The organism is Aureimonas psammosilenae (assembly GCF_009176975.1).
GTDB lineage: Bacteria > Pseudomonadota > Alphaproteobacteria > Rhizobiales > Rhizobiaceae > Plantimonas > Plantimonas psammosilenae.
The window spans coordinates 53404-72091 of the sequence record NZ_WEZG01000002.1; the positions used below are offsets into that span (position 1 = coordinate 53404).

Consider the following 18688-nt stretch of genomic DNA (forward strand, 5'->3'; position numbering starts at 1 on the left):
CATGCCGATCGCCGCGTAAAACTCAAACCAAACGGCCTCCGGGAAACCCGGCGCGGTTCACCCGGAGCCTCCCCGGAAGCCCAGGCAGCGGCGGCACGGAAATGGTCCAGCGAGGCCTTTGACGTAATGCCGCATCATCTTCGCGAAGAGACGGAGCGAGACCGCGCGAAGGCGAAGGTCGAAGAGTTCGCATTGAAGGCCGCCACGCTGAAGGCGGCCGGTGAGGATCGCAAGGCGGATCGCGCCAAGGAGCGAATGGGCGAGTGGCGGGCAAAGGTTGATGCCGCTGTCTCGGCTATCGCGCCGGGCAAAGTTACCAGGATACCAGCGGGACGCACGACGAAGGGCGGCGCGCTCTTCATTGGCGCGTTGGTGCAAGTATTGAAGGCGTCTCGGGACGCCAGTATGCCGGCCGAATGGCAAGGTGGCATACTTGCCTTCGTCATTGACGAAGCCGTGCCGAATACGCGCGAGTATGCGGGGGCTCGGGAGTTCATCCGGTGAAACTTCTTCCTGAAGGCCGTGCTCTCCCTTCCTCGTGACGCCTTCGAGGACCTTGCTTGCACCACTGCGAAAACTTCCATCCTCGCCCTTGTGCGCAAGCCGCCGAATGTTGCTCAGCGTGAGCCCGTCTTTTTCGCGCAAGCTCTCCGTACAGGTCCAACGGGCAATGACCTTTTACGGCCGAACGACCTTGACCCGGTTTGTGATGCCTATGATGCGTGGCGTTCGACGGTGCTTGCGGCTTGCCGTGCCGATAGTTCGCCCGTCCCGGGAGACTTGAGAATAGCAGAGGCGCGCGTGGAGACTGAGAAGGTGCTGGACGCTCTAGGCGAGGAGGCGACCTTCGCACTCTGGCCCCTGAACCCTGCACGTCCTCAGGAGCGGCTGGACGTGGCGCACTGGCGGATGAAGGAAGCCGTAGCGCAGTTGCCAGCTACCGTGTCTCTGAGTGATCTTGCGGACCTCGTATCGACCGGACGTACGCCCAAACAAAGCAACTTCTATTCCTTCGCGTTCGTGTCACGCGGGACGGCTTTCGTCGGACGCAAAGCTCTCACGGACACGCAGTACGGGACCGAGACGCTGCAAGCGGTGGAGGACGGCGATATTCTCGTGTCCGGCATCGATCTCGTGCATGGATCGGTGGGGGTTGTCGGTGACGACTGTCAGGCTGCCGTTGTCTCGAAGGAGTACTGCATCCTTCCCGCCAAGAAGGGTGTAGACCCTCACTGGCTGGTGGCGATGCTGCGAACGCCGCTGGTAAAGCGCATCATCGAAGGTTTCGTCACGGGCACGTCAAATCGTACGCGCGTCGAAAGCCCGGAGGCTCTAATGTCCCTTCCGGTCCCGCCAGCACCTACCACGGCGGCGCAGAAAACCTCAGGTGATCGGCTTCGACAAGCTCACGCACATCAACGCCAAGTCGTGACAGAAGTCGCAGAGGCTAGCCGTCTCGCCTTGCCGGAGAGCGACACGCCTTCAGCGACGGATGAAGTGGTCGATCTTTGACCGGAGAATGAATGCCCGTTCTCGGGAAGCGCGTATGATTCCGTCATCTCGCTTGTGGGAACGGCTTGCCGTGGCCCGCCCGGAATCGCTCGCGCCGTTCTTTCTTTGGGGCGGTGATCAAGTTTGCGGCATGGGTATCGAACGGTGAAAGGGACGGCTGCCGCATGACTTCGCCATGGTGGACAACGCTTCTCAGCGACTTTGTTGCGCTGACGGTCGCTTGGGCCACTGTCCATTTGGATCGCAGGAAAGCCGTCAATCAAGAACTCATGAAGAAACGGATCGCCATCTACGATGCAATCGTGCCGAAGGTGCACGATCTTCTCTGTTGTTTCACTTGCGTGGAAGCTGGCGCGACATTCCGCTGAGGCGCATAATAGCAATCAAGCGGGAGATCGATAGAACGTTTCACGCCTACGGCGATTTGTTCTCCGAAGATTTTCAGCGCACATATCACGACTTCATCAACGCCGGATTTTTGACATATCAGGGGGTCGGTAAACCTGCGGCTTTACGGGCAAACCGTGAGTACCTGCGGCGTCAATGGGGAGGCGATTGGGAACCGGCATGGGACGGGCTGTTCGTTGGTCCCAATGAAATTTGGCAGTCGAGATCGGAGCGGTCTAACCTCCTCGCTTCCGGCATGTTCGGAAACGCATCAGCGCCACGCGCGGCTGGTTCGTTTCTCAGTGGGGGCAGCATCTTCGCAAGCGAGATGGATAAGGCACCTTTGCCGTGGCGACTCGGTGGCGATTCTCGCGGACAACACCTCGGCTCAGCCTGGCCGCTGCACCGTCAACCATCTGTTTTTACATGGTAAAAGTGGCGCGCCCGAAAGGATTCGAACCTCTGACCCCCAGATTCGTAGTCTGGTGCTCTATCCAGCTGAGCTACGGGCGCCGCTATCGAAGCGCTTCGGCTTCGGATGAGCGCTTGGTACTCATTCCCGATCGGCTTGGCAAGCGGGTTTGCGTGTCTTTGTATGAAAAGATCGCGTCGGTGGATGCGAAGTCTGAATCGACCAATGCTCCGAAGTAGCCTGTCAGGAGGTCGGGAGAGTTCCGCGAAGCGGCAGGCGGATTTCGAAGCAGGCGCCGGCGCGCGGCTCGTCCACGAGGTCGATGCGCCCGCCGTGGGCTTCCACGATCTCGGCGGCGATGGCGAGGCCGAGGCCCGTTCCTCCCGCCCGGCCCGAACCCCGGAACGCCTTGAACAGATTCTCGCGGGCCCGCGGCGGCAGGCCGGGTCCCGTATCGGCCACGCGGATCACGGTTGTCCCGTCCTCGGCCGCAAACGCTTCCACGGTGACGCGCCGAACGAGGACGCCGTCCGCTTCGCCTTCCAGCGCCTGGACGGCATTGCGGCAGAGATTGTTCACCGCGCGGAAGAACTGATCGGCGTCGACCTCGATCTCGAAGTCCTCCGGCACGCCGTTCACGAACTCGATGCCGCTGTCCGGTCCGACCGGCGCGACCTCGAACACGTCGGCGACGAGGCGGTGCAAACGCACATGCCGGCGCGTCGGCGCTTCTTCCACCGCCTTGCCGTAGGACATCACCGTCTGGGTGTAGACGAGCGCGCGGTCGAGGCTGCGTAAGAGAAGGGGGAGGGCGCGCTGGACGCGCGGTTCCTGGATGTCCGCCAGCCGGTCCGAGACCATTTGAGCCGAGGCGAGGATGTTGCGGAGGTCGTGATTGATCTTGGAGACCGCGAGCCCGAGATCGGCGAGGTGGCGCTGTTCGCGCAACGTCGCGGCGAGCGTCGCCTGCATCCCGGCCAGTTCCGCTTCGGCCGCGCCGATCTCGTCCGGCCGCCCGCTCGGCTGGATAAGACGCGAAGCGTCCGTCGGTGATTCGCCGAACCGCAGCATGGATTGGGTCATCGCCCGGATCGGCCGGATCAGGAGGAGGGTGATCGCCGCATAAACCAGACTGGCAGCGAAAAGCGCGATCAGAATGGACACGAGAAAGACGTTCCGCGCATAGGCGAGCATCGCGGCGCGCAACTTGCGCTCGGGAAACACCACTTCGGCCACGGCCCGCCTCGGGCTTTCCTCGTCGCCGACGGGCCCGAGAACCCGGATCGTGCGATTGCCGCCGAAAACCAGCGTGTCGACCGCGCCGGCGATCTGGGTCGGCCAACGGTTGCGGCCGATGTCGATCTGCCGGTCGAGGGTGGGGATCGTTTCCTTGCGGGCCAGAAGCCGGGTCGTGCCTCCGCTGGCGATGGCCACGAGATCGGCTTCAAGGGCGCGCAGAAGCGCGGCCTGTTGGCGCGGCCCGAGCGCGGCTTCGCCCGGCTCCTTCGGCTGCTCGGCCGTCAGCCCGGCGGCAGCGGCCGTTTCCAGCTTCTGGCGCAGCCATTCCAGGCGGAAATGGGCGACGGACGGCACGAAGATCAGAACTTCCGCCAGCATCACCGCAAGAATCGTCAGCCAAAGCAGGCTCGTCGAAAGCGGCCTGCGCACGGCGGTCTTGAACGGCGTGCCGTTTACGCCCATCCGTCCCGTGCCGCCTGTGCCTTTCAATCGCTGCTCCGTGGTCACGCCTGCCGCTGCGCCTTTGTTCGACCCATACGAGCGACGGAACGCTTTCCCGCCCCGATAGGGTGCGAGGCCATGCAGGGAATCATAGGCGTCGCGCTTCGCGTGTCCATTCGCGGCAAGGGCGGGAACGTCAAGAGGAGGGAAGATATGTCTCTTCGATTGACTTTACGGCGTCCTTCTTCCTATAAGCCGCCGCACGAGCGGATGCCCGGTCCGTCGCGCGTTTTTCCGCGCCTGTCCGGCCGCAGAGATCCAGTATAACGAGGCCTGCGAGAAGCTTCGCGGGGGAACGAACGATGAAACGCACCTATCAGCCGAGCAAGCTCGTCCGCAAGCGCCGCCATGGCTTCCGCACCCGCATGGAAACCCCGGGCGGCCGCAAGGTGATCGCGGCTCGCCGCGCCCGCGGCCGCAAGCGCCTGTCGGCCTGATCTGCGCCTTGCCGGCCGCGGTCGGGCGCATTCGAACGCGGCCCGACTTTCTGGCCGCGCGCGGGGGTCGTCGACTGAACGGCCCCTTTTTCTTTATCGAGGCACGCGACCGGCGCGATGGCGGCGAGCCGCGCCTCGGCCTGACGGTGACGCGCAAGGTCGGCAACGCCGTTCTGCGCAATCGCATCAGGCGGCGTCTGCGCGAAGCGGTGCGCACCGTCTGCGCTGCCGACATGGCGCCGGGCTTCGACTACGTGATTGTGGCGCGCAAGGAAGTGGCCGAACTGCCGTTCGACGTGCTGACGGGCGAATTGTCCCGGCGCTTGTCGAGAAGCACCGGCGCCGACGAGGGCAGGTCGCCGCAGAAGCGCGGGCCTTCCTCCCATGCCCAGAACAAGGGGCCGCCCAAGGGCTCCGCCGGGAACTGATCGATGGAAAACAACCGTAACTTCCTGAGCGCGATGGCGCTTTCGATCGCCGTCCTGGTGGGATGGCAGTTTCTGGTGGTCAGCCCGCGCACCGAAGCCCAGCGCCAGGCGCAGGTGGCGGCGCAAGGAACCCAGCAGCCCCAAGGCTCGCTCCAGACCCCGCAGACCCCCGCCGGCACGCCTCAGGAGAATGCCGCCATCCCGGCCGGCCGCGAAAGCGTCATCCCGGCGCCGGGCGTCGGTGGAACCCTGGCCCGCGAAGCCGCGATCGGCCGCGACCCGCGCGTGCCGATCGACACGCCCACCGTTTCCGGCTCGATCAACCTCAAGGGCGGCAGGCTCGACGATCTCCGGTTGAAGAAATACCACGAGACGGTCGACGATTCCTCGCCGACCATCGTCCTGCTTTCGCCCTATGACGCGACGGACGCCGCCAACAACCCGGTCGGCTATTTCGCCGAATTCGGTTATTCCGGCCAGAATGCCGGCACGCTTCCCGATTCCAACACCCTTTGGCAGGTGAGCGGCAACGGCACGCTGACGCCCGAAGCCCCGGTCACCTTGACCTATACGAACGAGCGCGGCGTCACCTTCACGCGCACCATCTCGATCGACAGCGATTACATGTTCGAGGTTCGCGACGAAGTGCGCAACGGCGGCGAGGCGGCGGTGTCCGTCCAGCCCTATGGCCTCGTTACGCGTTTCTCGAAGCCCGCCGTCGCCTCCGCTTGGGTGGTGTTCGAAGGCCTTCTCGGTGTCTTCGGCGACGAGGGCCTGCAGGAGGCCACCTATCATTCGATCGAAGGCGACGGCACCGTGACGCCCGCCAAGACCACGACGGGTTGGCTCGGCATCGCGGATAAGTACTGGGCTGCGGCGCTGGTGCCCGAGAACGGTCGCGGCTTCCAGCCGACCTTCCGTTATTCGGCGGCCGGACGCCCGTTCTACCAGACCAATTTCCAGGCCGACCCGCTGACGGTCGCGCCCGGCGCCGCCGCCAGCGTTTCGCAGCGCGTTTTCGCCGGTCCTAAGGTTGTGGAACTCCTGAACCACTACGAGAAGGATCTGTCGATCCCGCGCTTCACCCAGCTCATCGACTGGGGCTGGTTCTTCTTCATCACGCGCCCGATGTTCACCGCCATCGACTGGCTGTTCAAGTTCACCGGCAATTTCGGCGCCGCCATCCTTCTGGTGACCGTGGCCCTGAAGCTCGTCTTCTTCCCGCTCGCCAACAAGTCCTACAAGTCCATGGCGAAGATGAAGGACGTGCAGCCCAAGATCATGGAAATGCGCGAGCGCTTCGCCGACGACCGGATGAAGCAGCAGCAGGCGATGATGGAGCTCTACAAGCAGGAGAAGATCAATCCTGCGGCGGGCTGCTGGCCGATGCTCGTCCAGATCCCGGTCTTCTTCGCGCTCTATAAGGTGCTCTACGTCACGATCGAGATGCGCCACGCGCCGTTCTTCGGCTGGATCCAGGATCTGGCCGCGCCCGATCCGACGAGCCTTTTCAACCTCTTCGGCCTTCTGCCTTATTCGCTTCCCCATGCGCTGATGGTCGGCGTCTGGCCGATCATCATGGGCATCACGATGTTCATCCAGATGCGGCTGAACCCGACGCCCCCGGACCCGACGCAGAAGATGATCTTCACCTGGATGCCGCTGGTCTTCACCTTCATGCTGGCCGCTTTCCCGGCAGGCCTCGTGATCTACTGGGCCTGGAACAACACCCTGTCGATCATCCAGCAGTCGATCATCATGAAGCGCAACGGCGTGAAGATCGAGATTTTCGACAGCTTCCGCCGGAGCAAGAAGGAAGCCTGAACGGGCTTTCCTCGAGGGCAAGCGACATGACGGGACCGGACCCGACAGCCGTTCATCCGGTCCCCGCGCATCGCCGCATCGTGTTTCTCAAGCCTTTGATCCGCAATCCGCTGATCGAGGTCGGTGACTACACCTATTACGACGACCCGGAGGACGCCGAATCCTTCGAAACCCGGAACGTTCTTCACCACTACGATTTCATCGGCGACCGGCTGGTGATCGGCCGGTTCTGCGCCCTCGCCACCGGTGTCCGCTTCGTGATGAACGGCGCCAACCACGCGATGACGGGCTTCTCGACCTATCCTTTCAACATCTTCGGTGGCGGCTGGGAAAAGGGCTTCGACTTTGCCACGGTTTCCGCCGGATTCAAGGGCGACACGGTGGTCGGCAGCGATGTCTGGATCGGTGGCGGAGCGACGATCATGCCGGGCGTTTCGATCGGCCATGGGGCCATCGTCGCGGCCGAGTCGGTCGTGACGAAGGACGTGCCGCCCTACGCGATCGTCGCGGGCAACCCGGCGACGGTCCGCCGGATGCGCTTTGGCGACGACGCGATCGCGCGCCTTTTGCGCCTCGCGTGGTGGGACTGGCCGTCGCACAAGCTTTGTCGCAATCTCGACGCGGTGCGCGGCGCCGATATCGATCTTCTGGAGGCTGCCGAATGAGCGAGACCGAGCCGGTTGCGAGCGAAGGCACGGCCTTCGAAACGCACAAGTTCTTCGCGCGGCCCTGGGTCTTCATCCGGGGCGTGCCCTCGATGGATATCCTGCCGCCCGAGGGCCCGCCGGAAATCGCCTTCGCGGGCCGCTCGAATGTCGGCAAGTCCTCGCTGATCAACGCGCTTGTCGGGCAGAAAGGGCTGGCCCGAACCTCCAACACGCCCGGCCGCACGCAGGAACTGAACTACTTCGTTCCCGGCGGCTATTCGGGTGAGGGAGCGGACCTGCCGCCGATCGCCATGGTGGACATGCCGGGCTACGGCTATGCCGAAGCGCCGAAGGAGCAGGTGGACGCCTGGACGCGCCTCGTCTTCGATTATCTTCGCGGCCGCTCGACCCTGAAGCGCGTTTTCGTGCTGATCGATTCCCGCCACGGCATCAAGAAGAACGACGCCGAGGTGCTCGACCTCCTCGATAAGGCGGCGGTGTCCTACCAGATCGTCCTGACCAAGACCGACAAGATCAAGCCCGCGGCCGTCCCGAAGCTCCTGGCCGCCACGCACGAGGCCATCCGCAAGCGCGCGGCGGCCTTTCCCGAAATCATCGCCACGTCCTCGGAGAAGCACGTCGGCCTCACCGATCTCCAGGCGACGATCTCAGGCTTCGTCGAGCAGGTCTGAAGCGAGCAGGGCATCGCGCAAACCATTGGGATAGAGCGCGGGCTCGCCGGCGATGAGGCGGTCGAGCGGGAACCAGCGGGCGAGGCAGTGCTCGCCGTTGGATTCGGTGAAGGTGACGGCTTCGTGGAAAGGAAGCTCGCGGTCGAGGAGACGGATCGGGGCGGCGAAGAGATATTCGTGGCCGGGTTGGCCTTCGAACAGGAAGATGTTCTCGAACGCGGTCCAGCCCCCGAGGGTCTCGATCCGGGCGCCGAGTTCTTCGGCAAATTCGCGGTGGAGCGCGGCTTCGCGCGTTTCGCCGAAATGGATCGTTCCGCCGAGCGGGCGCACGCCATCGAGCTGTCCCGTCGCGCTCCGAACCTCATATGCGAAGAGATGGCGCTCCTGAAAAAGAAGCCCGATGACCTTGGGCTGGATCACCGGGGGCGGGCGCCAAGGGTTCATGGCTTCGGGCCGTAGCCCGCCATGAACAGTTTGACGGCCGAATCCACGTTGCGCTCGATCTCGGCGGGGAGGGGGCCATTGGTTTCGTATCCGAACAAGCGGCAGCGAAGGATGCCGGCGCTCGCCAACTCCACGAACTGCTTGGCGGCAAGCTCGGTGTCTTCCATCGCGAGCGTTCCAACCGCGACCGCTGCGTCAAAATAGCTTGAGAGAAGGCCGATCGCGCGTTTGGGACCGCTCTCGTAGAAGGAAGCGCCGAGTTCCGGCATCCGCTCCACCACGCTGATCACGGTGCGTTGCGCGCGCACGACCTCCGTGGAGGACATTTTGGTGGCGAGCTTGATGCCGTAGATCCGCAGCGTTTCGGCCGGCCGGCTGGGATCGGCCAGAATGCCGATGACCTCGTTCATGTAGCGCTCGCGTTCCTCGGCGATCAGTGCGGTGAAGAGCTCTTCCTTGGAGCGGAAATAAACGTAGAGGGTGGATTTCGAAACGCCGGCCGCCCGCACCACGTCGTCCATCGAAGCCGCGTCGAAGCCCATCGAAACGAAGACCTTCTGCGCGCCAGACAGGATTTGCCGGCGCTTGACGGGGTTCTCGCCCGCTGCGGTTCGCTCGCTCCGTTCAAGCGTCTGACTCATGCTGCTCCGCTTTCATGCGCCGGCCCGATCTCGAAAACCATGCCTCAAGGATATGCCGGAAATAGTCTGGAATGTCCGCCCACCCCTTCTTGCAATGCGATAAACACTTCGCTATTTCAAGATCGAACTGAACGGTTCGGTTCGAATATGGACATGGACGCGATGTACGACAAGCCTTCGAGCGAGCTTGGGGGAACGGCCGGCGGAAACGCCGCCGAGGCGAAAGCGCCGGTTCCCGCATCCGAAGCCCCGCAAACCCCATCGCAGCCCGTCACCGCAGCCCCCTCGGCTCCTCCGACCGGCGCGCCGGCCGCGCCGCGCAAGAAGGGCATCAAGCGCTTCGTCGTGCCACTTTTGGCCCTTGCTGCCATTGGTGGCGGGGCGTGGTACGGGCACTATTACTGGGTCGAGGGCCGGTTCCTCGTGTCCACGGACGACGCCTATGTGGGCGCCGACATGGCGATCCTTTCGCCGAAGATTTCGGGCTATGTCCGCGCAGTCCCGGTTGAAGAGAACCAGTTGGTGAAGGCCGGCGATCCCCTCGTGGAGATCGACGACGGCGATTACCGGCTGGCGCTCCAGTCGGCGGAAGCCAAGATCGCGACGAAACAAGCCGCGATCGAGCGGATCGGCTCGCAGCGCAAGGCCTCGGAAGCCTCCGTCGCCGAGGCTGAGGCCTCCAAGGATGCGGCCGCGACGGCGCTCGCCAAGGCGGTGCTGGACCTGACGCGCGCTTCCAACCTGACGCGCACGGGCGCCGGCACCACGGCCCAGCAGGACACGGCGCAAAGCGCCCGCGACAGCGCCAACGCCTCGCTGGCCGGCGCGGTCGCGGCAGTGGATGCCGCGCGCGCCAATGTCCTGATCTTCGATGCGCAACAGAAGGAAGCCGCGCAGGAGCTTCGCGAGCTTCAGGTCGATCGCGATCAGGCGGCGCGGGATCTCTCCTTCACCACCTTGCGCGCGCCCTATGACGGCGTCGTCGGCAACAAGTCGGTGCAGCCGGGCGACTATGTTGCGCCGGGCCGGCGTCTCGCCGCCGTCGTGCCGGTGGACAAGGTCTATGTGGACGCGAACTTCAAGGAAACGCAGCTCGCCGAGATCGTCCCCGGCCAGAAGGTGGATGTCGAGATCGACGCCATTCCGGGCCGCCATTTCGAGGGCACGGTGCAGAGCGTGTCGCCGGCTTCCGGCTCTGTCTTCTCGCTTCTGCCGACCGACAACGCCACGGGCAACTTCACCAAGGTCATCCAGCGCGTTCCGGTGCGGATCGAAATCAATGATGCGGGCGAACTCGCCGGCCGTCTTCGTCCCGGCCTGTCCTCGGTGGTGGCGGTGGATATCCGCACCACGCCGGATGCCGCCCATGCCTTGTCGGTGACCGGCCAGAAGCCCGACGCGGCGGTGATCACTGCCACCCAATCCGGCTCGGGACGCTGACGAGCAGCTCCCGGCTCAACGGAAAGATTCCTCGATGTCCGCCGTCACTGCTGCAGCGGCCGCGCCGATGCCGGCCGCCCCGGACGCCGTGCCCCTTCGCCGGATGCTGGCCTTCATGGCCATGGTCTTCGGCATGTTCATGGCGATCCTCGACATCCAGATCGTCTCGGCCTCCTTGTCGGAAATCCAGGCGGGCCTTGCCGCGTCGGGCGACGAGATTTCCTGGGTGCAGACCTCGTATCTGATCGCCGAGGTCATCATGATTCCCTTGTCCGGGTTTCTGGCCCGGATGCTGTCGACGCGCGTTCTGTTCTCGGTGGCGGCGGCGGGCTTCACCATCTCCTCGGCGCTGTGCGCGACGGCCACCAATATCGACCAGATGATCCTCTACCGCGCCATCCAGGGCTTCATCGGCGGCGGCATGATCCCGAGCGTCTTCGCGGCGGCCTTCACGATCTTCCCGCCATCCAAGCGCGCCATGGTCTCGCCGATGATCGGCCTCGTGGCGACGCTCGCGCCCACCATCGGCCCGACCGTCGGCGGCTATCTCAGCCACGCCTTGTCCTGGCACTGGCTGTTTCTCGTCAACGTGCCGCCCGGCATCCTGGTGACGATCGCGGTCTGGAATCTCGTCGATTTCGACAAGCCGAATCTCAAGCTCTTCGACAGCTTCGACTGGTTCGGTCTCCTCGGTCTCGCCGCCTTTCTCGGCGCTCTCGAATACGTTCTGGAAGAAGGCCCGTTGAACGACTGGTTCGAGGACGAGGCGGTGCTGATCTGCGCCGTGGTCTCGGCGGTCGGCGGGTTCCTGTTCTTCTGGCGGGCTTTCACCGCCAAAGAGCCGATCGTCGACCTGACCGCCTTCGCCAATCGCAACTTCGCCTTCGGCTCCCTTTTCTCCTTCGTGATGGGCATCGGCCTTTACGGGCTGACCTACCTCTACCCCGTTTATCTCGGGCAGATCCGGGGCTACGATTCCCTGATGATCGGCGAGACGATGTTCGTGTCGGGCCTCGCCATGTTCGTCACCGCGCCGATCGCCGGCAAGCTGACGACGAAGCTCGATCCGCGCGTGATGATGTCGATCGGCTTCACGTCCTTCGCGCTCGGCACGTGGCTGATGTCGAGCCTCACCCACGACTGGGATTTTCAGGAACTCCTCGTGCCGCAGATCCTGCGCGGCTTCGGCCTGATGATGGCGATGGTGCCGATCAACAACGTCGCGCTCGGCACGTTGTCGCCGCAGAAGATGAAGGGCGCGTCCGGCCTTTACAACCTGACGCGCAATCTCGGCGGTGCGGTCGGTCTCGCGCTGATCAACACGATCCTCACCGACCGCAAGGCGCTGCACTTCGAGCGTTTGGCCGAGCATGTGCGCTGGGGCAGCCAGATCGCCGAAGAGCGCATGGCCGACATGGCCTCTTCCATGACGGCCAACGGCTTGAACGGCGACATGACGGCGATCTCGCAGATGGCCGGCCTTTTGCGCCGGGAAGCCGCCGTGATGTCCTTCGGCGACGTGTTCCTTGTGCTGACCGTCCTGTTCCTGGCCCTTGTCGGCATGTCCGCCCTGATCGCCAAGCCCAATTCCGGCGTGAAGGCCGACGCGCACTGAGCCTCAGGTGGTGAGGCGCTCGCGTATCCGCGCCTCGATGCGCCGCAGAAGATCGCGATAAGCGTCGATCGTCTGCGCGCGCGAACCCTCAACGGCGGACGGGTCCGGCATCGGCCAATATTCGACCTCGACCGCCTGTGCGCCGGTCAGGTCCAGCGCGATGTGGTGGGCTTCGGGCGCCAGCGTCACGATCAGGTCGAAATAGCTGTCCGCGAGTTCTTCCATGGATTGCGGCTGGTGGGGCAGGGGCTCGAAGCCCTTTTCCTTCAACACCTCCGCCACGATGGGGTCCGCATTGCCTTTATGGACGCCCGCCGACACCGTGTAGATCCGGGGAAACAAGGCACGCGTCACCGCTTCCGCCATGGGCGAGCGGATAGCGTTCATGCCGCAAACGAACAGAACCGAGGAAGGCGGGGGGCCCGATGCGCGACTCGGCATGGTGGGACCGGCCTCCATCCTCAGTTCCGCCTCTGAAGCACGCCGATCAGGGTGAAAAGCCGCCGCGCCGTGTCGAGATCGACCTCGATCTTGCCGGCCAGCCGCTCGCGCAGGGTCTGCGAGCCATCGTTATGGATGCCGCGCCGGCCCATGTCGATCGCCTCGATCTGCGACGGCGTCGCCGAGCGCATCGCCTCGTAATAGCTGTCGCAGATCACGAAATAATCGCGCATCACCCGCCTCAGCGGCGCGAGCGACAGGATATGCGTGACGAGGGGCGTGTTTTCTGTGCTCGCGATCTCGAAGACGAGACGGCCGGCGTCGGTGGACAGCCGCAACCGGTAGGGCCCTTCCGCCACGCCCACCGGCCGGAACAGGTTGTCCTCGATCAGGTCGGCGATGGCGACGGTGCGCTCGTGCTCGATATCGGGCGGGGCCGAGCCGATCGTGTGGTCGAGTTCCACCGCGATCAAGCGAGCCTGGGGATCGGGGAGCGTCGCGCCGGTCATAGGTTCAAACGGATGGCGACGGAGCGGCCATGCGCGTCGAGCCCTTCGACGCGGGCGAGCTCGATCGCGGCGGGGCCAAGGGCGCGAAGCTGCTCGGGGCCGAGTTTCAGGATGGAGGTGCGCTTCACGAAGTCGAGCACCGACAGGCCGGACGAGAAACGGGCCGAGCGGGCGGTCGGCAGAACGTGGTTCGAACCGCCGACATAATCGCCGATGACTTCGGGCGTATGCCGGCCGAGAAACACCGCGCCGGCATTGCGGATCTTGGCGAAAAGCGCGTCCGGGTCGGCGACCGCGATCTCCAGATGCTCGGCGGCGATCCGGTCGGCCAAAGCCGGCGCGGCGGAGAGATCGGGCACGAGGATGATCGCCCCGAAGTCGCGCCAGCTCGCCTCAGCCGTTTCGCGGCGCGACAAGCGAAGGAGCTGCGCGTCCACCGCCTTTTCCACCGCATCGGCGAAGTCCGGGTCGTCGGTGATGAGGATGGATTGCGCGCTGGCATCGTGCTCGGCCTGCGCCAGAAGATCGGCGGCGATCCAGGCGGGGTCGTTGTCGCCGTCCGCGATCACCAGCACTTCCGACGGTCCGGCGATCATGTCGATGCCGACCGCGCCGAAGACCTGCCGCTTGGCTTCGGCGACAAAGGCGTTGCCGGGGCCGACGATCTTGGCGACGGGGGCGATCGTTTCCGTGCCGTAGGCCAGAGCCGCGACGGCCTGCGCCCCGCCGACGCGGTAGATCTCGTCGACGCCGGCGATATGGGCGGCGGCGAGAACGAGGGGGTTCAACTCGCCCGCGCGCGCCGGCACCACCATGGCGATGCGCTCGACACCCGCCACCTTGGCCGGCACGGCGTTCATCAGAACCGAGGACGGGTAGCTCGCCGCGCCGCCGGGCACGTAGAGGCCGACCGATTCCACCGCCGTCCACCGGCTGCCGAGAACGACGCCCAGCGCATCCGCATAGGTGTCGTCTGCCGGGCGCTGGCGCTCGTGGTGGGAGCGGATGCGCGCATGGGCAAGCTCCAGCGCTTCGCGCGTTTCCGGCGCCGTCTCGGCGAAAGCCGTCTCGATGGCGCTCGGCTGGATGCGCAGCGTTTCCGGCGTGAGGACAAGGGCGTCGAAGCGCTCGGTATAGTCGATCAGCGCTGCGTCGCCGCGCGCCCGCACGTCGGACACGATCGCGCGCACGGCCGCTTCCACGTCCGGCGACGATTCGCGCTTGGCCGCGAGCAAGTCGCGAAAGCGCGGTTCGAAATCGGCAGCGGCGGCGTCGAGCCTGACGGGCAAAATGAGTTCTCCTTCGGCGCGGATCAGCGGTCGGGACGGTCGTGGTCCGGCCGGTTCTCGGTCGACCAGGCCGCGTCCTCGTCCGTCAATCGCGCTTCCACGCATTCCACATCGAGCCTTATCGTGGCGTCGCCTGCGAAGACAAGCTCGATCGTGCCGGCGGGAAGATCGCCGGGGATGAAGCGGATGGCAAGAAGCGACAGGACGGCATCCGCCGCAATGCCGCTCTGGCGCGCATGGGAAACGCGGGCGAAGTCGAGGATCGATCGCCGCCGCTCGTATTCCCGCTTGCCGAACAGCCGGCGCTTCAGCGAGCGGTTGGCCTTTTCCCAGACGAATCGGCTGACAGGCACGACGAAATGGCCGGAGCGGCCGAGGAACCGGCATTCCCCGCCATGCGTCACCGCGTCCTGGCAATAAGCGGAAACGATCTGAAGATCGTCGGGGTCGAGGGCGTCGAGCTTGAGGCCTGTCATTCGTCCTCTCGGCAAGGTCTGGGCGGGCTTGTCGCCGGTGAATCTAGGCGGACCTTGGATTTAAGGAACCATCCTCAGCCGTGCGCCGAGCCGCAATCCGACGATGGACATGAAGGCCAGCATCCAGGTCGGATGGGCGCGCGCGAAGAGATAGCTTTCCAGAAAGGAGTTCAGAAGAACGAAGGACAGAACCATCAGGCAGAAATCGGCGAAACACTGGTTTTCCGCGCCCGGTTTGCTTCGCAGATAATCCGCGACCGGCAGAAACAGGAGAAGGAAGGAGGCGAGGCCCAGCGCCGGCCAGCCCATGGCGATGGCGATCTCCAGATAGCCGCTATGCGAGTTGACGATGCCGCGCGGGTCCCAGGACAGTTCGAACGGCCGCTCGATCCCTCGCACGACGCCGGTGCCCCAGAAGGATTCGAAGCCCCAGCCGGTCCATTGCTGCCCCTGCATGGCGTCCAAAGCGAACCGCCAAAGATCCATGCGGCCCGTGAAGGTCGTGCCCGGCAGGATGGTCTGAAGCACGGCGTCGAGAAGCGGCGACATCGCCGCGCCGAGTGTCAGAAGCGCCATGATGCAGGCGGTCGCGACGAGCATCAACGCGGGCAGGGCCCGGCCGCCCACAGTGCGTCCGCCGATCACCAGAATGGCGACGAGAGGCACGAGGCCGGCGGAGGTCTTGGAGCCGGTCTTGGCGATGAACACGGCGCTGAGAACGAGGATCGCCCAGCCGCGCCACTTCTCGCCCGAGCGCAGGAGATAAAGGCCGGCGAAGAACAAGGCGGCCATCACCGGTGCCGCGACGTTCTTGTGGCTGTAGATGCCGCGCCACAGGCCGGCATGTTCGGGCTCGGCCCCGCTGGCGCCGTGAATGGCCGCGGCCGGGAAGACCACGAGGCCGAGATAGGACAGGCCGAGCACGGTGAGCGCGGCAAAGGAGAGGGCGAAGCGGAAGGAGCGCGCGTTCGGCGGCAGGCAGACGGCCCCCGTCGCCGTGATCATCGCCAGGATGGAGAAGACGACGGCGCGCATGGATGCGTCGGGAACAGGCGACTGCGTGGCCGAGAACACCATCCAGCCGCCGAACAACACCCAAGTCGGGCGCAGAAGCGTGAAGGCCGCACCCCGGTCGGCGAAGGTGAGGAGCCCCGCGATGGCCAGCGCCGCGAGACCGCCATAGCCGAGCTGGTTCACGACGTTGCCGCCCTCAGCGGTCGCCGCGCTTTCCACCTCGAAGGGGGTGAAGGACACGAGAAGCAGCGTCAGGATCAGCGTGGCGGCGGCGGTGCGCAGCCAAAGAACGACCCGGTCGGCCTTCCAGTCGGGGGCGAGCCCGTCAGTTCTCTTCGGGGCGGCGATACTGCTCATTCACCATTCCGAATTCCGCCATGAGGCGGCCGAGCGCGACATTCAACGGGTAAAGGCCGATCACGGCCGACCGGGTGCGCCAGCCGAGCAAAGCCGAGCGCAAGGGGGCGGCGGTCAGAAGCGCCATGCTCTTGGCAAGAGTGCCGACGCGCCCTTTGAAGTCCGGGCGCGCCCGGTGCTCGATGATGGAGGACAGGGCACCGTTGCGAAGGCTGCGCGCCTGGAGCCAGGAAAATTCGGTGCGCCGTTCCGGCACGGTTTCGAAGGCCTCTGCTTCCTGGCACCAGGCGAAGCGATAGCCCTTGCGCCTGGCGCGCGAATAAAAGTCGCTGTCGCCGCCGCCGGTGAAGTTGAAGACGGGGTCGAGAAAAGGGCGCTCCATCGCCTGCAGAACCTCGCGGCGGATCAGGACGTTGCCGGACGAATAAAGGATCGGCACCGGGCCGGTCCGGTCGTAATGGGGCGTGAAGACCGGATGGCGGGAACAGGCCTCGCCCTTGCCGGTCCCCTCGAACACGGGAACCTGCGGCCCGCCGACGAAATCCGCGGCGGTGATTTCCGCCGTTTCCATCAGCCGTTCCGCCCAGGTCGGCGAGGCGCATTCGTCGTCGTCGATCGACAGGATGAACCGCGCGCTTGGAAACTCGGCGAGAGCCACCGCCCAGCCGGCATTATAGGCATGGCAGTTGCCGCGCGCATGGGCGACGATGCCGAGGCCCCGGATTTGGCCCTGCTCAAGCGCTTGGGCGGCAACCGCGAGGCCCTCGCGCCCTTCGGCATGGTTTTCCACCACCACGACGGCGAGACGGCGCGCGACGCTTTGCGCGGCGATGGAGGCGAGGGTGCGGGACAGATGCTCCGGCCGGCGAAAGGTCGGAAGCACGACCACGGCGTCCACGCTTTGCGCCGCGTCGCCGTGGCCAGCCGGCGATCTCGCTTCGATCGTGACGCCTTCCCCCACGCGGCTTTCCTTTCAGCATCGCTTTTGAGGGATGAAGCCACGAAAGAATGAACAAAGCCGAAAGTCCGTTAGCGAACAGCAACCATTCCGCTTAGCTGGGGCGAAAGAACTCTCTGTCATAACCGTGCAGCATAAGCCCAGATCAAGAAAGGCTTTTCCATGCACCTTCTTTTCATCAGCTCTATGCTGCCGGAAGACGAACCACGTTCTGGTTTCGACATCGCGACGCGTGTCATCGCCGACGAGTATCGTCGTCAGGGCGTGCGTCTCAGCTTCGCCGGCTTCCGCCGTCCCGAAAGTCGCATCCCGCGGCCGGGCGAAATCTCGCTCGGCGATCTCGTGCCGGAAAACGCGGCGGTCGGCCGCCGCCAGAAAATGGAATGGCTCATGCGGGCCTTCTGGTCCGGCCTGCCCGTGTCGGCCGCCAAGCTCGCCACCATGGACGACGACGCCCTCGATCTTCGTTTGTCGGCTTCCGGGCCGGTGGATGCCTTCATCCTGAACTCCATCCAGATGCCGACGGCCTTTCCGTTTCTGTCGAGCGCCAAGCCCTCGATCTTCGTGGCGCACAATGTCGAACATCGCTCGGCGGCCGAGAACGCCCTTCACGCGCCGACCGCCTTTCGCCGCCGCCTTTACGAGCGCGAGGCGCGGCTTCTGAAACGTGCCGAGGACCGCGTCTGCCGCGAAGCGCGCATGGTCCATACACTGAGCGCCGAGGATCTGCCGGGGCTCGGCCTCGTCGGCAACCCGGCGGCCTTCAGCCTGCCTTTGACGGTGGCGCGGCCGATGTTGCCCGACACCGGCGAGCGTACCCACGATATCGGCCTCATCGGCACCTGGAGCTGGGCGCCGAACCGCATCGGCCTCGACTGGTTCCTGTCGCAGATCGTGCCGCTTCTGCCGAGCGACATCACGATCGCCATCGCCGGCGCCTTCGAGGGACGCCCGCCCAAGGCCCCGCCGAACGTGCGCTTTCTCGGCCGCGTTCCCGATGCGCAGCGCTTCGTTCAATCCTCCCGCGTTCTGGCGCTCGCTTCCAAGGGCGGAACCGGCGTTCAGCTCAAGACCATCGAGGCTCTGGAAGAGGGGATGCCGGCCGTCGCGACGCGTTCCTCCCTTCGCGGCATCGATAGCGTGCCCGGCAATGTCGCGGTCGCCGACGAAGCGCCGGACTTCGCGGGAGCCCTTGCGGATATGGTGGCGGGCGTCCGCATGGGCATGATCGGGCGCGCCAACGGCCTGACCTTCGCGCTGGCGCGCCGACATTCCTTGTCGGCCGCCATCGAAACGACGATCGGCAACCTTGCCGCGATCCTCGATCGTGGCGACCGGCAGGATCGACGCGTGCGCAACCGCACCGACAGCCCCGAGACCTTCGAAGTGCCGGCCGTGGCGGCGATGGCGGGCGGGCGCTGATGC

20 protein-coding genes and 1 tRNA gene are annotated in these 18688 nt (G+C 65.1%); 11 read left to right on the forward strand and 10 right to left on the reverse strand.

Translation table 11 applies throughout. The features are described from left to right. Nucleotides 1-126 precede the first annotated feature (126 nt). The 3 genes from F9929_RS04000 (at nt 127) to F9929_RS04010 (ending at nt 1880) form a co-directional block, all read left to right on the forward strand. Nucleotides 127-504, forward strand: a complete 378-nt coding sequence (locus tag F9929_RS04000; protein ID WP_152045265.1) for a hypothetical protein — start codon at nt 127-129, stop codon at nt 502-504. Nucleotides 505-801: 297 nt separating this feature from the next. Next, nucleotides 802-1512 carry a restriction endonuclease subunit S domain-containing protein gene (locus tag F9929_RS04005; RefSeq protein ID WP_152045266.1) on the forward strand — a complete coding sequence of 237 codons (711 nt, stop codon included), beginning with the start codon at nt 802-804 and terminating at the stop codon, nt 1510-1512. 164 nt (nt 1513-1676) lie between these two features. Next, nucleotides 1677-1880, forward strand: a complete 204-nt coding sequence (locus F9929_RS04010; RefSeq protein ID WP_152045267.1) for a hypothetical protein — start codon at nt 1677-1679, stop codon at nt 1878-1880. A gap of 455 nt (nt 1881-2335) precedes the next feature. Here F9929_RS04010 and F9929_RS04015 read toward each other — a convergent pair. Together F9929_RS04015 and F9929_RS04020 are read right to left on the reverse strand one after the other, a co-directional pair. Continuing rightward, a tRNA-Arg gene (locus F9929_RS04015) sits at nt 2336-2412 on the reverse strand. Nucleotides 2413-2554: 142 nt separating this feature from the next. Further along, a complete protein-coding gene (locus F9929_RS04020) occupies nt 2555-4039 on the reverse strand; it encodes a sensor histidine kinase (RefSeq protein ID WP_235919015.1) in 1485 nt (494 codons plus the stop codon). Nucleotides 4040-4353: 314 nt separating this feature from the next. Here F9929_RS04020 and rpmH point away from each other — a divergent pair, with 314 nt between their 5' ends. From rpmH to yihA, 5 genes are read left to right on the forward strand one after another with little or no spacing between them, the layout of a single operon-like run. Beyond that, nucleotides 4354-4488 (forward strand): 50S ribosomal protein L34, encoded by a 135-nt coding sequence (rpmH, locus tag F9929_RS04025; protein WP_152045268.1) that lies wholly within the window; start codon nt 4354-4356, stop codon nt 4486-4488. Nucleotides 4489-4496: 8 nt separating this feature from the next. Then, nucleotides 4497-4916 (forward strand): ribonuclease P protein component, encoded by a 420-nt coding sequence (gene rnpA, locus F9929_RS04030; protein ID WP_407922200.1) that lies wholly within the window; start codon nt 4497-4499, stop codon nt 4914-4916. Between the two features lie 3 nt (nt 4917-4919). Next, the gene (gene yidC / locus F9929_RS04035) at nt 4920-6740 is read left to right on the forward strand and encodes a membrane protein insertase YidC (RefSeq protein WP_152045269.1); all 1821 of its coding nucleotides are present in this window, start codon (nt 4920-4922) and stop codon (nt 6738-6740) included. Nucleotides 6741-6766: 26 nt separating this feature from the next. After that, nucleotides 6767-7405 carry a CatB-related O-acetyltransferase gene (locus tag F9929_RS04040; protein WP_152045270.1) on the forward strand — a complete coding sequence of 213 codons (639 nt, stop codon included), beginning with the start codon at nt 6767-6769 and terminating at the stop codon, nt 7403-7405. Continuing rightward, complete coding sequence (yihA, locus tag F9929_RS04045; RefSeq protein WP_152045271.1) at nt 7402-8079, forward strand: ribosome biogenesis GTP-binding protein YihA/YsxC; 678 nt, start codon at nt 7402-7404, stop codon at nt 8077-8079. The genes F9929_RS04040 and yihA overlap by 4 nt, the downstream gene beginning before the upstream one ends. On the opposite strand, the gene F9929_RS04050 is transcribed toward yihA, so the two are convergent. Then, a complete protein-coding gene (locus tag F9929_RS04050) occupies nt 8056-8523 on the reverse strand; it encodes an NUDIX hydrolase (RefSeq protein ID WP_152045272.1) in 468 nt (155 codons plus the stop codon). The genes yihA and F9929_RS04050 overlap by 24 nt on opposite strands. After that, nucleotides 8520-9164, reverse strand: coding sequence for a TetR/AcrR family transcriptional regulator (locus F9929_RS04055; RefSeq protein ID WP_152045273.1), 645 nt, complete (start codon nt 9162-9164; stop codon nt 8520-8522). Before F9929_RS04055 ends, F9929_RS04050 begins: the two co-directional genes overlap by 4 nt. A gap of 153 nt (nt 9165-9317) precedes the next feature. On the opposite strand from F9929_RS04055, the gene F9929_RS04060 reads away from it, so the two are divergent. Beyond that, complete coding sequence (locus F9929_RS04060) at nt 9318-10604, forward strand: HlyD family secretion protein (RefSeq protein ID WP_235919017.1); 1287 nt, start codon at nt 9318-9320, stop codon at nt 10602-10604. 34 nt (nt 10605-10638) lie between these two features. Further along, complete coding sequence (locus tag F9929_RS04065) at nt 10639-12219, forward strand: DHA2 family efflux MFS transporter permease subunit (RefSeq protein WP_152045274.1); 1581 nt, start codon at nt 10639-10641, stop codon at nt 12217-12219. A 3-nt stretch (nt 12220-12222) separates the two neighbouring features. On the opposite strand, the gene F9929_RS04070 is transcribed toward F9929_RS04065, so the two are convergent. From F9929_RS04070 to F9929_RS04095, 6 genes are read right to left on the reverse strand one after another with little or no spacing between them, the layout of a single operon-like run. Next, complete coding sequence (locus tag F9929_RS04070) at nt 12223-12660, reverse strand: arsenate-mycothiol transferase ArsC (RefSeq protein WP_152045275.1); 438 nt, start codon at nt 12658-12660, stop codon at nt 12223-12225. A 20-nt stretch (nt 12661-12680) separates the two neighbouring features. Further along, a complete protein-coding gene (locus F9929_RS04075) occupies nt 12681-13169 on the reverse strand; it encodes a UPF0262 family protein (RefSeq protein WP_152045276.1) in 489 nt (162 codons plus the stop codon). Next, nucleotides 13166-14458, reverse strand: coding sequence for a histidinol dehydrogenase (hisD, locus tag F9929_RS04080; protein ID WP_235919020.1), 1293 nt, complete (start codon nt 14456-14458; stop codon nt 13166-13168). Before hisD ends, F9929_RS04075 begins: the two co-directional genes overlap by 4 nt. A gap of 23 nt (nt 14459-14481) precedes the next feature. After that, nucleotides 14482-14934, reverse strand: coding sequence for a DUF2948 family protein (locus F9929_RS04085; RefSeq protein WP_152045278.1), 453 nt, complete (start codon nt 14932-14934; stop codon nt 14482-14484). Nucleotides 14935-14994: 60 nt separating this feature from the next. After that, entirely contained in the window at nt 14995-16305 is a 1311-nt protein-coding gene (locus tag F9929_RS04090) for an O-antigen ligase family protein (protein ID WP_152045279.1), read from the reverse strand. Further along, on the reverse strand, nt 16274-17266 hold the full coding sequence (locus tag F9929_RS04095) for a glycosyltransferase family 2 protein (RefSeq protein WP_152045280.1): 993 nt from the start codon (nt 17264-17266) through the stop codon (nt 16274-16276). The genes F9929_RS04090 and F9929_RS04095 overlap by 32 nt, the downstream gene beginning before the upstream one ends. 159 nt (nt 17267-17425) lie before the next feature. Between F9929_RS04095 and F9929_RS04100 the strand changes: the two genes are divergently transcribed. Then, the gene (locus F9929_RS04100; protein WP_152045281.1) at nt 17426-18685 is read left to right on the forward strand and encodes a glycosyltransferase; all 1260 of its coding nucleotides are present in this window, start codon (nt 17426-17428) and stop codon (nt 18683-18685) included. The last annotated feature ends 3 nt before the right edge of the window (nt 18686-18688 follow it).

Bases quoted from the DNA above. Each gene is read 5' to 3' on its own strand.
- F9929_RS04000 (WP_152045265.1), top strand. From the start codon at position 127: ATGCCGCATCATCTTCGCGAAGAGACGGAGCGAGACCGCGCGAAGGCG.
- F9929_RS04065 (WP_152045274.1), top strand. From the start codon at position 10,639: ATGTCCGCCGTCACTGCTGCAGCGGCCGCGCCGATGCCGGCCGCCCCG.
- F9929_RS04055 (WP_152045273.1), bottom strand. From the start codon at position 9,164: ATGAGTCAGACGCTTGAACGGAGCGAGCGAACCGCAGCGGGCGAGAAC.
- rpmH (WP_152045268.1), top strand. From the start codon at position 4,354: ATGAAACGCACCTATCAGCCGAGCAAGCTCGTCCGCAAGCGCCGCCAT.
- yihA (WP_152045271.1), top strand. From the start codon at position 7,402: ATGAGCGAGACCGAGCCGGTTGCGAGCGAAGGCACGGCCTTCGAAACG.
- F9929_RS04070 (WP_152045275.1), bottom strand. From the start codon at position 12,660: ATGCCGAGTCGCGCATCGGGCCCCCCGCCTTCCTCGGTTCTGTTCGTT.
- F9929_RS04040 (WP_152045270.1), top strand. From the start codon at position 6,767: ATGACGGGACCGGACCCGACAGCCGTTCATCCGGTCCCCGCGCATCGC.
- F9929_RS04075 (WP_152045276.1), bottom strand. From the start codon at position 13,169: ATGACCGGCGCGACGCTCCCCGATCCCCAGGCTCGCTTGATCGCGGTG.
- F9929_RS04085 (WP_152045278.1), bottom strand. From the start codon at position 14,934: ATGACAGGCCTCAAGCTCGACGCCCTCGACCCCGACGATCTTCAGATC.
- F9929_RS04060 (WP_235919017.1), top strand. From the start codon at position 9,318: ATGGACGCGATGTACGACAAGCCTTCGAGCGAGCTTGGGGGAACGGCC.
- yidC (WP_152045269.1), top strand. From the start codon at position 4,920: ATGGAAAACAACCGTAACTTCCTGAGCGCGATGGCGCTTTCGATCGCC.
- F9929_RS04050 (WP_152045272.1), bottom strand. From the start codon at position 8,523: ATGAACCCTTGGCGCCCGCCCCCGGTGATCCAGCCCAAGGTCATCGGG.
- F9929_RS04010 (WP_152045267.1), top strand. From the start codon at position 1,677: ATGACTTCGCCATGGTGGACAACGCTTCTCAGCGACTTTGTTGCGCTG.
- F9929_RS04100 (WP_152045281.1), top strand. From the start codon at position 17,426: ATGCACCTTCTTTTCATCAGCTCTATGCTGCCGGAAGACGAACCACGT.
- F9929_RS04090 (WP_152045279.1), bottom strand. From the start codon at position 16,305: ATGAGCAGTATCGCCGCCCCGAAGAGAACTGACGGGCTCGCCCCCGAC.